This window comes from Legionella lytica (assembly GCF_044626755.1).
GTDB classification, from domain to species: domain Bacteria; phylum Pseudomonadota; class Gammaproteobacteria; order Legionellales; family Legionellaceae; genus Legionella; species Legionella lytica_A.
In genome coordinates, this window is the sequence record NZ_JBGORX010000003.1 from 204,474 (window position 1) to 217,738 (window position 13,265).

Sequence of the window (13,265 nt, forward strand, 5' to 3'; positions counted from 1 at the left end):
CGTTATCTTGAAATATATTTTTCACGAATAATTTGTTGCATGGCAAAGCCTTGCTCTTTTAAATAATTAAATGACTCGTCGATCATACCTGGATTTCCACATAAATAAACTACATCCTGTTGCGGATTTAAGTTCAGATTAGGATAGGCATGTTGTACGTAGCCGTGATACTCATGTTCTTGTAATTCTTCAATAGGCTGACGGCTTAAGAAAGGCATAAATGTTGCCTTGGGATATTTTTGTGTAAAATTACGGAATTCCTCAGGATAGAGGATTTCATCACGTCGTTGCACGCCTTGGAGAATAACAACCTGTAATTCCGGATTCTGCTCCATCCGTCTACCAAGCTCTGCCAGCATCGCTCTATAAGGGGTAATACCGGTGCTGGTGGCGACTAGAATGTAACGACCTGGAGCCTCGTCTTTCATGACTAACCGTCCAAATGGACCGTTTATGTTGATAATATCCCCCGGCTTTAAGTTGTATAAAAGTTGGGTTCCTGGACCATTTTCAAAGTATCCGGCTGCAAATTCAATCGTATTGTCTTTTTTTGGTTCATTTGCAATACTATAACTACGCTTTATCATTTTTCCTTCATGTTCAAAATGAATGGTAATAAATTGTCCTGGTATATAATTAAAGCAAGGATTGAGATCGCATTTAAAAATAAGATGCTTTACCTTGGGCGTAATCATAACGGATTGTACTAAGGTGACTGGAAAAGTATTTATTTGCATAAATGTATCAACTTTTAATATAAAGTGCTTAATATAAGGAAAAAATTATGCATTGCAAGGGTTCGAGGCATATAATTAACTTATGACTACCATCGACTTAATAGCCATTTTAGGCAATCTAAGCAAATCTTTATACCCTCTGCAGCGGCTAATTACAGGGGGGGCGTATTTATTGGGAGTCTTATTTTTCATTACTGCGGTTATGAAGCTAATGAAAATAGGGGATCATCGAGCCCAATCTCAATCGCAAGAGAGGATGTTTGTGCCGATGATGTATTTGCTCTTTGGCGCACTTTTATTGTACTTACCCTCGGCACTTAATCTCGCGGCCAATACGGCCTTTGGTGTGGGTAATATTTTAACGTATACTAATTACGATCCAACTAATATTTACAGTTCCATGGGCTTATTGATTCGTACTGCTGGAGTGTTATGGTTCGTGCGAGGGTGTGTTCTCGTGGCGCAATCCAGTGAGCCCGGGGCTCAAGATGGGCCGAAAGGATTAATATTTATTTTAGCGGGAATATTATCGATGAACTTTGATAATACCGTGGCGATAATGAATAATATGATGGGCTCTGTTGCGAGCTGGACTATGGCGATTAAGCAAAGCCAGGGGTACTAGAGTGCGCAGGTGGCTAGATGCCTCGGTGGCAATTAATTTTCCTCTCCACAAATCCGCAAGTTATTTGCTTTGGCAAAGTCCATAATGGATTGGTAAAGTAAGGGGCTGGATTCCTTAAGTTTTGGATCAAGAAGGACACACTGATATCCATCGCTATTAACACTTGGACGTAATAAAGGGGAGTAATGGATGCGTTTGTTTTTAAAGCTTGCGAGTGAGCCACTCATGCGTTCTGCCCAGTCACTAGGGCGAAAAGTCTTCCCTTGAGCGGTTATTCCTTCAATAATGATTGTTTTCTTTTGTGAATCTGCCATAATTCTATTCAATTAAAGTACACTGTGCTAAGTATAACATCAAATGCAGGTTTCTGTATTGAAATTTATTCGCTTTACTGCAATATATTTGTGTTTTCAAAAGCGAATTTTATCCCTATCATGTGTGATTGTTAACAAAGCGTTTATTGAGGGTTGATCGCGACAATGGAAAAAGAAAATCGTTCAGGTATTTATTTGTTACCGAATTTGTTTACTACCGCTAGTTTATTTGCAGCATTTTATTCATTAGTTGCTTCGATGAAAGGGCAGTATGAGGCTTCTGTTATTGCTATATTTATTGGCATGATTGCTGATGGTTTAGATGGACGTATTGCTCGTTTAACCAATACGCAGTCTGAATTTGGCGCTCAATATGACAGTTTATCGGATTTGGTGACCTTTGGGGTTGCTCCATCTTTATTAATGTACAATTTGTCACTGAGTCATTTAGGTAAAGTAGGTTGGTTAGTTGCCTTTGTTTATACGGCAGCGGTTGCTTTACGATTGGCACGTTTTAATACCCAGCTGGAAATCGCAGATAAGCGTTATTTTCAGGGTTTGCCTTGCCCGCCTTCAGCAGCAGTTATGGCATCGTTTGCTTGGTTATGCTACCAAAATGACTGGCATAACATGTTTGTCGCGGTAGTAACGGCGATTATGTCTCTAGTCGCATCGGCATTGATGGTTTCCAATTTCCGCTATTACAGTTTTAAAGAGGTGGATTTTAAAGGAAAGGTTCCTTTTTTATATGTCTTGGTGATGATTGTTTTATTTGTCGCGATTGCTGCAAATCCATCCTGGGTTATCTTCATCACTTTTGGGCTTTATGCTTTTTCAGGCTTAATAATTACTTTATTGGCGGTACATAAGGTGAGAAAGCAAAGAAAGCATAGTGAAAGACAACACTAAGATATAAAAGCATAACTTGGTTGGAAGCAATCAAGTTATGGTTACTAGCCTATAGGTCCCAGAGCGGGACTAGAGGATGATTCTGCTGCCTTCATTGAGTCACGTATCTCTTGTTGAACGGGAAGTAGTAGAAAGGCCTGGCTTTATTTGGCTTGTATGATGGCAGTGGAGAGTGCTCAATATTCATTATTTAAAGGTGTGGAAGAATTATTCGCCTTCACCAAAGAAATTATTAATCAATTGGACTAATGCCTCATTCAATTGCTCTTCATCTGGGCCTTCAATTTCCATGGTTATCGAGCTGCCTTTATTGGCCGCAAGCATCATGACTCCCATGATACTTTTGCCATTAACTGTTTGGGTACCTTTGGTGACATTGATTTGGCTTTGATATCGCGCTGCAGTTGAAACAAATTTTGCCGATGCGCGAGCATGCAAGCCAAGTTTATTGATGATTGTAATCGTTGTTTTTATCATAAGCGTATTTAAGTCCTAAAAACGCAATGTGAACAGACTCTCGGGTAGAGCGACTGCGTTTTAGCTAATGTATCACGAAGAATGCTTAGGGTACAGGGATTCTTGTACAAAAAAAGTCAAGTGGATTTTTGAATAGGTATTTTTTTACACGGTTTTATTATATTTGCTTTTAAGCAAAGAAAACACCTCCTCAGTTGCAGAGGAGGCTACTCTTGTGATTAATGACTACGAATTTTTTCTTTATGTTTTAGCAACTGGCGATCGAGTTTATCAATCAATGCATCTATTGCGGCATACAAATTTTCTGATTCTGAACTTGCATGTAATTCTCCACCCGCAACAAAAATAGTTGCTTCTGCAATTTGTCTTAGTTTTTCAATATCAAAAATTACATTAATTTTAGTGATATGATCGAAATGATGCTCAAGCTTAGTAAATTTTTCTTCAGCATAGGTTTTGATAGCAGGAGTTACCTCCATGCGATGTCCAGTAAAGTTAATATTCATAAGGAACCTCCTTCGGTTTACTTTTAAGATACGAATTTCTTTCTTTCATTCGATGGAGCTATCCCCATCGCTTCACGATATTTTGCTACGGTTCTTCGTGCTACCTGAATACCTTGCTCTGCTAGTAAGAGCATAATTTTGCTATCACTTAATGGTTTTTTTCCATTTTCTACCGCAATTAATTTTTTAATTATTGCTCGAATAGCAGTAGAGGAGCATTCAGCGCCAGCATCGGTATTCACATGGCTGGAGAAAAAGTATTTTAGCTCAAAAACTCCGCGAGGAGTATGAATAAATTTTTGCGTTGTAACGCGAGAAATAGTTGACTCATGCATTTCCAAGGCCGAAGCAATATCATTAAGAATCAATGGCCTCATCGCTTCTTCACCCAACTCGAGAAAACCTTGTTGATACTCCATAATGCAGCGTGCCACTTTAAGCAAAGTCTCCTGTCTGCTTTGAATACTTTTTAAAAACCATCGCGCTTCTTGCAGATTATTTTTTAAGAATAAATTGTCGGCACTATTGTCTGCACGTTGAATCAATGAGGCATATTGATTGTTAATGCTTAAATTGGGTAAAACATTTTGATTTAGGACGACTTTCCACTCATTATTTATCTTTTTAACCGTCAAGTCGGGAATAATATATTCAGTAATATCATGGTGAATCAAATGCCCAGGTTTGGGATTTAAGCCTTGAATGATACGTAACACTTCATTAATGATTTTTTCGTTAACCTGGTGGTTTTTCATTAATTGTTTGTAATTGTGTTGGCCAAGTAAATCCAAATCTTCGAGAATAATTTTTTTAGTAAGTTCCAGATGGCTGGTTTCTAGAGGTAACTGTTCGAGTTGTACTATTAACGTTTCTGCTAGATCTAAAGACGCACAACCTACAGGATCAAATAATTGTAGACGATGGCGTACGGCCTCTATTTCTTCTTGGTCAATCGGATGTTCTTCGCTGTTGAGTATGGCATGCAAATCGTCAATAGAGGTACTTAAAAAACCATCATTATTAATCGCGTCAATTAGGGTGGTTGCTATAGCTCTGTCTACATCACTCATTGGTGACAACGCTAATTGCCAGCGTAAATGGTCTTGTAAATTGGTAGTAGTGCAATGCAAATTATCAAAATTATAATCACTATCGTCAAATTGATGACGCTTATTGGAAATTTGATAAAGCTCAGACCATTGAAAATCGGTGGACTCATCGTTGCTTCTAGCTTGCGCTTCCTGAAGTAACTCCTCTTTATCTTCATTTGGGGTCGCTTCTAGCATTGGATTAGATTCAACAATGAGTTGAATCTCTTGTTGTAGATCGATAGTAGATAATTGCAAGAGCCTAATTGCTTGCTGTAGCTGTGGGGTAAGCGCCAAATGTTGGCCTATACTAAGCTGCAGTGACGGTTTCATGCAAATCCTCTTTGTTTCTTTCTACTGCCATTAACTATCAGTTTAAACGATTCGTGAGGATTATCCAGTATCTGCGATGCTTAAATTAACCTAACTCCATTGAAGTTGAGTAAAATCGAGTGCTATTTAAAAAGAATAGAGGTTAATTTTGAACGAAGAAAAGCCCAGCCAAGGAAATACAGCTGTAACGAGGGAAATAAAAGCCCCAAAACGGGGCTCAATAATTATTTTACTTTCTTTTCTTTAAATAGAACATGCTTACGAACTTTCGGATCGTACATCATCAATTCCATCTTTTCAGGATGGTTTCGAGGGTTCTTAGTCGTAGTTTTATAGTATCCAGTTCCTGCTGTGGATTCCATTTTCACTTTGATGGTGACAGCTGCCATGGTTTATCCCCTTAATTATACTTTTTCGCCATTAGCTCTGATTTGATCCAGAACCTTCTTGATGCCTAACTTATCAATTATACGCATACCTTTAGTACTAACGCGTAAAGTGACGAATCGGCTCTCTTCTTCAACCCAGAAACTGTGATTTTGAATGTTGGGTAGAAAGCGTCTTTTGGTTTTGTTGTTAGCGTGCGACACTTTGTTACCAGTCATGGGTCGCTTGCCAGTTACCTGACATACTCTAGACATTGTGTTACTCCAAATTTAGAAATTTTATGGTTGTCTTTGTAATATTCTGGGCAAATAGCCGGATGTGAAATACAAGAGCGGTTTTATATCAAAAAAACGCAACAGTTGCAAGATTTTTCTAGAAACATATAATCGCAATTTTTATAAATTGAGTTATTAGTATGCATCGTAAAATAAAAAGTTATGTATTGCGAGCAGGGCGGGTAAGTAATCGTCAGCAGCAAGGATTGGATCTGTGGATTAAGGATTATGCTTTATCCATGTCAGATTCTCCGTGGAATTTAACCGAAGAATTTGGGCGCGCAGCAGATACCATTGTGGAAATTGGTTTTGGTATGGGGACCTCTTTACTGCAGATGGCGCAACATCATCCCGAGCTGAATTATATTGGTATTGAAGTACATCAAGCAGGGGTAGGGAGTCTGGCGGCTGATTTGCATGATCAGCAAGTAACTAATGTACGTATTGTGGCTCATGATGCGGTGGAAGCATTTCAGACACAGATTGCGGATAACACGCTTGCGGGAATACAAATCTTTTTCCCTGATCCTTGGCATAAAAAACGCCATCATAAACGTCGTTTAGTGCAACCGGAGTTTATTCAATTACTAACCAAGAAAATTAAAACGGGTGGATTTATTCATTGTGCTACCGACTGGCAGGAATATGCAGAACATATGCTGGAAGTCCTGTCGGCAGTTCCGGGCTTACACAATTCACAAGCTGAAGGAGGCTATTCTCCTAAGCCTGAGTCGCGACCATTGACTAAGTTTGAGTTGCGAGGTGAGCGCTTGGGGCATGGCGTTTGGGATCTTATTTTCTTGAAATCGTAGGATAGCCTTGTAGACACGTCATCCTTTAGCTTGGCTAGAATGACGTGCCAGTCTGCATTGATATTCGATTAACCCCTGTGTAGTATTAGTTCGATAGCAACCAGAAAAGGATGTCATATCATGGGATTTGTTATTGAGCTACACAAAGCCATTGAAGCAGGGAAGGAGCGATTCCAAGAGTTTATTATTCAAAAACTCGAGGCAGATGAGGGTTATCTAGAACAATCCTTTTGGATGCCTGATTCCACACAGTTGACGGTAGTAAATTATTTAATCCACCAACACCAGGAACCCGATAATGATGGGGAGCGGAATGACGCCTCATCTAATTTGACTCCTCATCTTTCTTTTGTTTTAGCCCGTGTCCAGAATAAAAATGTCGGGGAACCAGTACATTATGCAATTTCTTTAGGCAAGCTTAGTTTGGCGAGCTCTCTCTTAGAACAACGATTTTTTGATGTAAATCGCCGCAATAAGGAAGGACGTACTTTATTATCCTTGGCATTAGACACTAAAAACAGGCAATTATTGCAAGCGGTTTTAGCACAGAATCCTAATGTTCATGAAAGCAATCAATTATCAGAAGAGCCCATTGAATATCAGCCCTTACATCAGGCAATTCTATTTAATTTTGGTGTCGGGGTGAGAGCATTGGTGCGGGCAGGAGCACAACTAAACAATCCTGTAGGGCCCTTGATGGAGACGCCTCTTTTGTTTGCGGCGCGCTTAGGAAAAATTAGGGCGCTTGCCGCCTTGCTGACATCTCCTGCGGGAGAGCTTGACCTTGAGGCTGAAAATAATGATCGCGCTGAATCTTATGAGCATGGCCATAATTCGATTGAGGCATTGTGCCAACAGTTAGTCTTGGAACCACAAAAAGCATCGCTAATTGATGGCGTAGCCATGTTACTTTGTCATGGCGCAGAGCCACCTCGTCGGGAAGAAATGTGCCAATCATTAGCAAATAAGCGCATGGAGTTGCTCAAAGCGATTGATTCTTACCTTGAAAAACACCCTGACTTGGTTGATCCCTTTGTAAGGCGATGTCATTTGATGGGTACTTCTTTGCATTCAATCATCTATGTGGACCATTCCTGGGGTTATGCGTTGCGCCAACTTTTTGGCCGTCCTAGTGCTGCGGGCTCCATGGTAGAAAGCTGGGTTACGCGAAAATATGGCGATAATGCAGAACATGATTTGGGTAGTGTAGAGCTTCCTTCTAAGGCTGGTTCAACTTACACCGGAAAGGAAGACCCGCTTAAGTTATACGCTGTATTTGTGGAACGTTATAAATTAGCCTATAACAGCCAACGAATTACCAATCCTTGGAGCACGATGAATTGGATGATTGCCGAGGGATTGGGGGATTGGGCGACCGTACTTAAGTATTCAAAGGAGCATCCTACCAGTAGAACCCGTCTTATTATTAAAGACATGATTAAATCAGAGACAAAAAGCTTGCATGAAGAGATCCCGTCGAATGGCAGTGCTCCAGTGCTCGTTACACCTTAAAATAAAGCATAACCTTATCCTGTATGTTGAGGGGGAGCTCCAAAATGCTTGATAATGGAGCATCCTCTCGATGCTGAGGACTTGCTTAAACTTCATATACCTCCTAAAATCCTAGCTTTCTTAAAATCGGTCAGGAGTAGTGCATGGGGTGGAACGAGCCAGATAAAGGCAAAGATCCCTGGAAAGGTAAAAATCAACCTCCAGATTTGGATGAAGCTCTAAAACGTCTTCATGACAAGTTGAAAAAGATGTTTTTTGGTACTGCGGGTAAGTCAGGTACTGAGCCACCTAAAACATCCAGTTCGAATACCAGCTTAATCGCCATTATGGTTGCAGTGTCTGCATTCATATTGTGGGCCTTAGCAGGGATTTTTATTGTCGATCCTGCTGAACAAGCAGTTATTCTTCGTTTTGGTAAGTACGTCGAAACTGTAGGGCCAGGACCGCATTGGATACCAAGACTTATTTCGTCTAAAGTAGTAATGAACGTCGATAGGCTTTTAGACTATTCCTATTCAGCCCAAATGCTGACTAGTGATGAAAACTTGGTTTCTGTATCTTTGGCTGTACAATATCGTATTGGGGATTTACAACAGTATTTGTTTAATGTAGCAAATCCGGAAGAAAGCTTACAACAGGCTACTTCCAGCGCATTAAGACAGGTTGTTGGCACAACTACGTTAGACCAGATTATCACCGAAGGGCGAGAGATTTGGGGTAATCAAGTACACGAAACCTTAACTAAAACCCTAGAGATGTATAAGACGGGTATTGTGATTGTCAACGTATCACCTCAACCAGCTCGTGCTCCTGAGAGTGTGCAAGATGCTTTTGATGATGCCATTAAAGCACAAGAAGATGAAAAGCGTTTTAAAGAGCAGGCTCTGGCCTATGCTGCGAAGGTAGTGCCGATTGCCGAAGGTAATGCCAGCCGTATCAAGCAAGAAGCGGAAGCTTTTTCTAAACAGGTTGTGTTGCAGGCACAAGGTGAGGTTGCTGAGTTTTTAGCATTACTTCCGCAATATATACTTACGCCGGATATTACCGCGCAGCGTATGTATCTGGAAACCATGCAAATGGTTTTAACTAAGAGCAGCAAGATTATTGTTGATAGTAAAGCAGGTAATTTATTGTATTTACCCTTAGATAAACTGGCTAAAAGCCAACCAGAGAATTCCCTGACTGCTAGCAAACACAATGCCAAAGCTGAGCGTGGAACGACTGCGGAGTCAGGCAATTTAATTGACGGGCGTATGCTTACCAGACCAGTTTACAATCAAGGGGGGCAGCAATAATGAAGAATTCAACTAGAACTCTTGGTATTTTATTATTCATTGCGCTGTTGCTGTTTTTTGCCTGCGTATTTACCATCACTGAAGGACAGCAAGGTATTATTTTACGCTTGGGTCGTTTAGTGAATGATGGTGATACGAATAAGGTTAAAGTATTCAATCCAGGTTTGCATTTCAAAGTGCCTTTCATTGAAAACGTACGTATTTTTGACACCCGTATTCAAACAATGGATATTAAATCAACACGTATTGTTACCAAAGAAAAGAAAGACGTAATGGTTGATTATTACGTGAAATGGCAAATCATTGATTTGGCGCGCTATTTTAAATCCACCGGTGGTAATGAATTTAAAGCAGAAACCTTACTGGAGCAGCAGTTAAATACCTTACTCCGGGCTCAATTTGGTAAGCGTACTATTTCTGAAGTAGTGTCCGGTGGTCGTGATAATGTGATGGATTTATTACGCATTGCCGCGGAAAAGCAAGCCGGTGAGTTGGGTATTAATGTTGTGGATGTGCGTATTAAAGGCATTGAACTGCCTGCTAATACCAGCAATGCAATTTATCAGCGTATGCGTGCAGACATGCAAAAAATTGCTAACCGACATCGAGCCGATGGACAGGCTGCGGCTGAAGAAATTCAAGCGAAGGCGGATGCGAATGTGATGGTATTAATTGCCCAAACAGAAAGCCAAGCACAAAAAGTGCGCGCAGTAGGACAGGCAACAGCAGCATCAATCTATGCGGAAGCCTACAGTAAGAATAAGGACTTTTTTACTTTATATCGTAGCTTGTTAGCGTACGAAGGTAGTTTTAACAGTAAAAGAGACATCCTGGTTTTGGATCAAAGCAGTGCATTTTTTAATTATTTTAAGCAACCAATACCAAAAAATGATGGTATCGCTGCTAAAAAGTAATTATAATGTCCGATTTTGCTGAAATCAGGTTCAATTCCTGGCAGTGTTTTCAGATTAAGAGTGGATCATGGGTAAGAACGTTGTTGTTTTAGGTACACAGTGGGGCGATGAAGGCAAAGGCAAAATCGTCGATTTATTAACGCAAGACGCGCAGGTTGTTGTTCGTTATCAAGGCGGACATAATGCGGGGCATACTTTAAAAATTAAAGGGGTGAAAACGGTTCTACGTTTAATCCCATCAGGTATGCTTAGACCGCACGTAACCTGTTACATTGCGAATGGCGTGGTTTTGTCGCCAGAAGCTTTACTGAGTGAAATTAAAGAGCTGGAGGCGACCGGACTTGATGTTCGTTCTCGCTTGCGCATTAGTTTGGCTTGCCCATTAATTCTCCCGTTCCATGTTGCTTTAGATAAGGCACGTGAATCGCATATGGGGAAATCCGCTATTGGTACTACTGGTCGTGGAATTGGTCCTGCTTACGAAGATAAAGTGGCGCGACGCGCGTTGAAAGTGGGGGATTTATTCCATCCTGAGCGTTTTACCCAAAAATTGCATGACGTATTAGATTATTACAATTTCGTACTGACTCAATATTTCAAACAACCTGCGGTTGAACTGCAACCGATTTTGGATGCTGCTGCACTATGGGCTGATGAGCTTCGTTCTATGGTTTGTGATGTTCCTACCGCCTTGCATGAGCACCGTGAAAAGGGTGATAACATCCTATTTGAAGGAGCCCAAGGGGTTTATTTGGATATTGACCACGGTACTTATCCTTTTGTTACCTCTTCAAACACCTGTGTCGGTTCGGTAGTTAATGGTGCTGGTTTTGGTCCTAAGTTCATTGATTATGTTTTAGGTATAACCAAAGCATACACCACTCGTGTTGGTGGTGGGCCTTTCCCAACCGAGCTTTTTGATGATGTGGGCAAGCGCATTGCTGAGCGTGGTCAAGAATTTGGTGCAGTGACTGGTAGACCGCGACGTTGTGGTTGGTTCGATGCGGTTTTATTAAAGCGTTCTATTGAGTTGAACAGCATTACTGGCTTGTGCATCACTAAATTAGACGTTTTAGACAATCTGGACGTATTGCGTATCGCCGTAGCGTACAAAGACAGCCAAGGCAATTTAATTTCACGCCCACCTCAAGCAGCGGCTGATTTTGAAGGTTTAGAGCCTATTTATGAAGAGATGCCTGGCTGGAGTGAGTCTACGGCAGATGTGACCAATATGGCTGATTTACCAGCGAATGCAATCGCTTATTTGAAGCGTATTGAATCCCTGTTAAAGGTTCCTATTCATATGTTATCAACAGGACCTGAGCGCGATTCCACTATTATTCTTCAGGATCCGTTTACTGTTTAAGAACTAGGTCATAGGTTGGACTATGGCACGCTCTTCGTTTTTCGCATCCATTATAATACTCTCGAATTACCGCGGCTTGACCGCGGTATTCATAAGTTCGGGGTAGAGGCAATAACTCTCTGGATATCGCGGTAATTCTGCTCAATAATACTTAAGGTTTAAGGTAGCCATGAGCTCAATGAGTACAAGGTCAATATAAAACTTCTTAATACTGACTCTCAAAGGCCTTTAATTTCTGTTCCAGCGTCCATTGCAATTGCCCTTTTTGATTATTCTTAATGAATTCCTTGCACTCCACACTATTTAAATCCTGACATTCTGACACCAATTGCGCCTTCACCGCATCAGCCCAAATGCTTTTCCCTGGAGCAAAGGAGTAGGTTAGGGCATTACGATTTATCTGTTTTATGGTGGGATAATCTAAACCATGCCCAATCACGGCCTCTACGTATTGACTGGTTAAGTCTGTACGCAAAATTCCTTCATCATCAGTAGATAAGACCACGGGAACATGATGTTTTAAATAATAGTTTAAAGGATGCTCTTTCCCGGAAACATTTAAGATTCGTTTATTACTAATTAAATTAATTTCCACCGCTTTCTGTTGTTTGGCCATATAGTCCAAGGTTTTATCGACATCATCTTCATGAGCAATATCCACACCATGCCCAATTCTTTGTGCCTGTCCGATGAAAAGTGCATCATGAATATGGTAGTTTAAGTCCGATGGAGTGACTATTTCCGAAGTAATTTCACCTGCGTGCAGGGAAATATTAACCTGGGGATAGAGTTGATGCAGGTACTGAAAGATTTGCATTTGCTGTCGATAATCACGCAAGGAAATAATGCCATCCTCTGCTTGTACCAGATTTACCCCCACTAAACTTCCCCCTTTGCTTTGCGAACGGGAAACGGCCTCAAAGGCATTTAGAGTTTGGGCAAAAACAGCATCTAAAGGTTGTTCTCTTAAGGAGTAATATAAAAACTTAAGGGTAAGCTTACACTTTTCGGATTCCGGGTTGCTATCGCAACCTAATTCGTGTCGCGCTTGTTTTAGTGCTCTTTCAGTCTCGATAATGGTATGTTCAATATTTTTTTGAAACTCTTGATTCGCTAATAAAATTTCCCGCATTTCCGCAAACGAGCTGGCCCCCTTTAGGAGTACGCCAAAACTAAGTGAGTTTGCATTATCTGGTAAAATCATCAATTCCAAGTATTGTTCCTGTTGATTAGCTGCTCTTTTAACCACGTCAACGATAAGTTCAGGACTGTGATTGCTGACGATGGGTAAAAATTTGAAGAAACTATTAAAAAAGTGATCATGACTTGATTCGACACCAGGGATAAAATCTTGTAGTGACCAGGCTCTAACTGTTTTAGTATAGAGTGCAGGCGTATTGGTCAGTTCACCCATACTTATTTTGTCTCTACAGAGTTCTACATTGTCATTGACCGCCAATGTTTTGGTGTCCAGGCAATAGTTACCTTTTGCGGCTATTTCAAGCATTGCTTCTGGGTAAGCACCTCCGGCTAAATGGTAATGTAACTCTCCTCCCTTAGGCATTTTTTTGAAAAAGGCGTATAGGGCATTGGGATCATTTTTCGCCTGATCAAAATAGGTTTGAACGTTGGCCTGCGCTTGAGAAATAAGAAAAAGGCCAAGCAAGGAGGAGAGTGGTTTGTTCATAATGTCCTTTGGGGTCCCAATTAAAGTT

At 40.7% G+C, this 13,265-nt stretch carries 15 protein-coding genes; 7 read left to right on the forward strand and 8 right to left on the reverse strand.

What is annotated here, in order from left to right:
* Positions 1–2 precede the first annotated feature (2 nt).
* Entirely contained in the window at positions 3–737 is a 735-nt protein-coding gene (locus ACD661_RS10635; RefSeq protein ID WP_400187832.1) for a ferredoxin--NADP reductase, read from the reverse strand.
* An 82-nt stretch (positions 738–819) separates the two neighbouring features.
* Between ACD661_RS10635 and ACD661_RS10640 the strand changes: the two genes are divergently transcribed.
* The gene (locus tag ACD661_RS10640; RefSeq protein ID WP_400187833.1) at positions 820–1,362 is read left to right on the forward strand and encodes a type IV secretion protein IcmC; all 543 of its coding nucleotides are present in this window, start codon (positions 820–822) and stop codon (positions 1,360–1,362) included.
* A 32-nt stretch (positions 1,363–1,394) separates the two neighbouring features.
* Here the strand turns inward: ACD661_RS10640 and ACD661_RS10645 are convergent, their stop codons facing one another.
* Positions 1,395–1,676 (reverse strand): DUF3579 domain-containing protein, encoded by a 282-nt coding sequence (locus ACD661_RS10645; protein WP_133136962.1) that lies wholly within the window; start codon positions 1,674–1,676, stop codon positions 1,395–1,397.
* 165 nt (positions 1,677–1,841) lie between these two features.
* Between ACD661_RS10645 and pssA the strand changes: the two genes are divergently transcribed.
* A complete protein-coding gene (pssA, locus tag ACD661_RS10650; RefSeq protein WP_400187834.1) occupies positions 1,842–2,585 on the forward strand; it encodes a CDP-diacylglycerol--serine O-phosphatidyltransferase in 744 nt (247 codons plus the stop codon).
* 207 nt (positions 2,586–2,792) lie between these two features.
* Here pssA and ACD661_RS10655 read toward each other — a convergent pair whose 3' ends face one another.
* The 5 genes from ACD661_RS10655 to rpmB form a co-directional block, all read right to left on the reverse strand.
* A complete protein-coding gene (locus ACD661_RS10655) occupies positions 2,793–3,062 on the reverse strand; it encodes an HPr family phosphocarrier protein (protein ID WP_400187835.1) in 270 nt (89 codons plus the stop codon).
* A gap of 218 nt (positions 3,063–3,280) precedes the next feature.
* Positions 3,281–3,568, reverse strand: a complete 288-nt coding sequence (hpf, locus tag ACD661_RS10660; protein WP_400187836.1) for a ribosome hibernation-promoting factor, HPF/YfiA family — start codon at positions 3,566–3,568, stop codon at positions 3,281–3,283.
* A gap of 23 nt (positions 3,569–3,591) precedes the next feature.
* Positions 3,592–4,989 (reverse strand): RNA polymerase factor sigma-54, encoded by a 1,398-nt coding sequence (locus ACD661_RS10665; protein WP_400187837.1) that lies wholly within the window; start codon positions 4,987–4,989, stop codon positions 3,592–3,594.
* 224 nt (positions 4,990–5,213) lie between these two features.
* Positions 5,214–5,378: a 50S ribosomal protein L33 gene (gene rpmG / locus ACD661_RS10670; protein WP_003635328.1), complete on the reverse strand. Its 165-nt coding sequence runs from the start codon at positions 5,376–5,378 to the stop codon at positions 5,214–5,216.
* Positions 5,379–5,393: 15 nt separating this feature from the next.
* The gene (gene rpmB / locus ACD661_RS10675) at positions 5,394–5,630 is read right to left on the reverse strand and encodes a 50S ribosomal protein L28 (RefSeq protein WP_133136967.1); all 237 of its coding nucleotides are present in this window, start codon (positions 5,628–5,630) and stop codon (positions 5,394–5,396) included.
* Positions 5,631–5,791: 161 nt separating this feature from the next.
* Between rpmB and trmB the strand changes: the two genes are divergently transcribed.
* The 5 genes from trmB (at position 5,792) to ACD661_RS10700 (ending at position 11,550) form a co-directional block, all read left to right on the forward strand.
* Positions 5,792–6,463: a tRNA (guanosine(46)-N7)-methyltransferase TrmB gene (gene trmB / locus ACD661_RS10680; protein ID WP_400187839.1), complete on the forward strand. Its 672-nt coding sequence runs from the start codon at positions 5,792–5,794 to the stop codon at positions 6,461–6,463.
* A 120-nt stretch (positions 6,464–6,583) separates the two neighbouring features.
* On the forward strand, positions 6,584–7,975 hold the full coding sequence (gene ankC, locus ACD661_RS10685) for a Dot/Icm T4SS effector AnkC/LegA12 (RefSeq protein WP_400187840.1): 1,392 nt from the start codon (positions 6,584–6,586) through the stop codon (positions 7,973–7,975).
* Positions 7,976–8,118: 143 nt separating this feature from the next.
* A complete protein-coding gene (gene hflK, locus ACD661_RS10690; RefSeq protein WP_400187841.1) occupies positions 8,119–9,270 on the forward strand; it encodes an FtsH protease activity modulator HflK in 1,152 nt (383 codons plus the stop codon).
* On the forward strand, positions 9,270–10,184 hold the full coding sequence (gene hflC, locus ACD661_RS10695) for a protease modulator HflC (protein ID WP_400187843.1): 915 nt from the start codon (positions 9,270–9,272) through the stop codon (positions 10,182–10,184). The genes hflK and hflC overlap by 1 nt, the downstream gene beginning before the upstream one ends.
* 67 nt (positions 10,185–10,251) lie before the next feature.
* Positions 10,252–11,550, forward strand: coding sequence for an adenylosuccinate synthase (locus ACD661_RS10700; protein ID WP_400187844.1), 1,299 nt, complete (start codon positions 10,252–10,254; stop codon positions 11,548–11,550).
* 205 nt (positions 11,551–11,755) lie between these two features.
* Here ACD661_RS10700 and ACD661_RS10705 read toward each other — a convergent pair whose 3' ends face one another.
* Positions 11,756–13,237, reverse strand: coding sequence for an adenosine deaminase family protein (locus tag ACD661_RS10705; protein ID WP_400187845.1), 1,482 nt, complete (start codon positions 13,235–13,237; stop codon positions 11,756–11,758).
* Positions 13,238–13,265: the final 28 nt, after the last annotated feature.

Coding starts and splice junctions, on each gene's coding strand:
- ACD661_RS10635 (WP_400187832.1), bottom strand. CDS start 737: ATGCAAATAAATACTTTTCCAGTCACCTTAGTACAATCCGTTATGATT.
- ACD661_RS10640 (WP_400187833.1), top strand. CDS start 820: ATGACTACCATCGACTTAATAGCCATTTTAGGCAATCTAAGCAAATCT.
- ACD661_RS10645 (WP_133136962.1), bottom strand. CDS start 1,676: ATGGCAGATTCACAAAAGAAAACAATCATTATTGAAGGAATAACCGCT.
- pssA (WP_400187834.1), top strand. CDS start 1,842: ATGGAAAAAGAAAATCGTTCAGGTATTTATTTGTTACCGAATTTGTTT.
- ACD661_RS10655 (WP_400187835.1), bottom strand. CDS start 3,062: ATGATAAAAACAACGATTACAATCATCAATAAACTTGGCTTGCATGCT.
- hpf (WP_400187836.1), bottom strand. CDS start 3,568: ATGAATATTAACTTTACTGGACATCGCATGGAGGTAACTCCTGCTATC.
- ACD661_RS10665 (WP_400187837.1), bottom strand. CDS start 4,989: ATGAAACCGTCACTGCAGCTTAGTATAGGCCAACATTTGGCGCTTACC.
- rpmG (WP_003635328.1), bottom strand. CDS start 5,378: ATGGCAGCTGTCACCATCAAAGTGAAAATGGAATCCACAGCAGGAACT.
- rpmB (WP_133136967.1), bottom strand. CDS start 5,630: ATGTCTAGAGTATGTCAGGTAACTGGCAAGCGACCCATGACTGGTAAC.
- trmB (WP_400187839.1), top strand. CDS start 5,792: ATGCATCGTAAAATAAAAAGTTATGTATTGCGAGCAGGGCGGGTAAGT.
- ankC (WP_400187840.1), top strand. CDS start 6,584: ATGGGATTTGTTATTGAGCTACACAAAGCCATTGAAGCAGGGAAGGAG.
- hflK (WP_400187841.1), top strand. CDS start 8,119: ATGGGGTGGAACGAGCCAGATAAAGGCAAAGATCCCTGGAAAGGTAAA.
- hflC (WP_400187843.1), top strand. CDS start 9,270: ATGAAGAATTCAACTAGAACTCTTGGTATTTTATTATTCATTGCGCTG.
- ACD661_RS10700 (WP_400187844.1), top strand. CDS start 10,252: ATGGGTAAGAACGTTGTTGTTTTAGGTACACAGTGGGGCGATGAAGGC.
- ACD661_RS10705 (WP_400187845.1), bottom strand. CDS start 13,237: ATGAACAAACCACTCTCCTCCTTGCTTGGCCTTTTTCTTATTTCTCAA.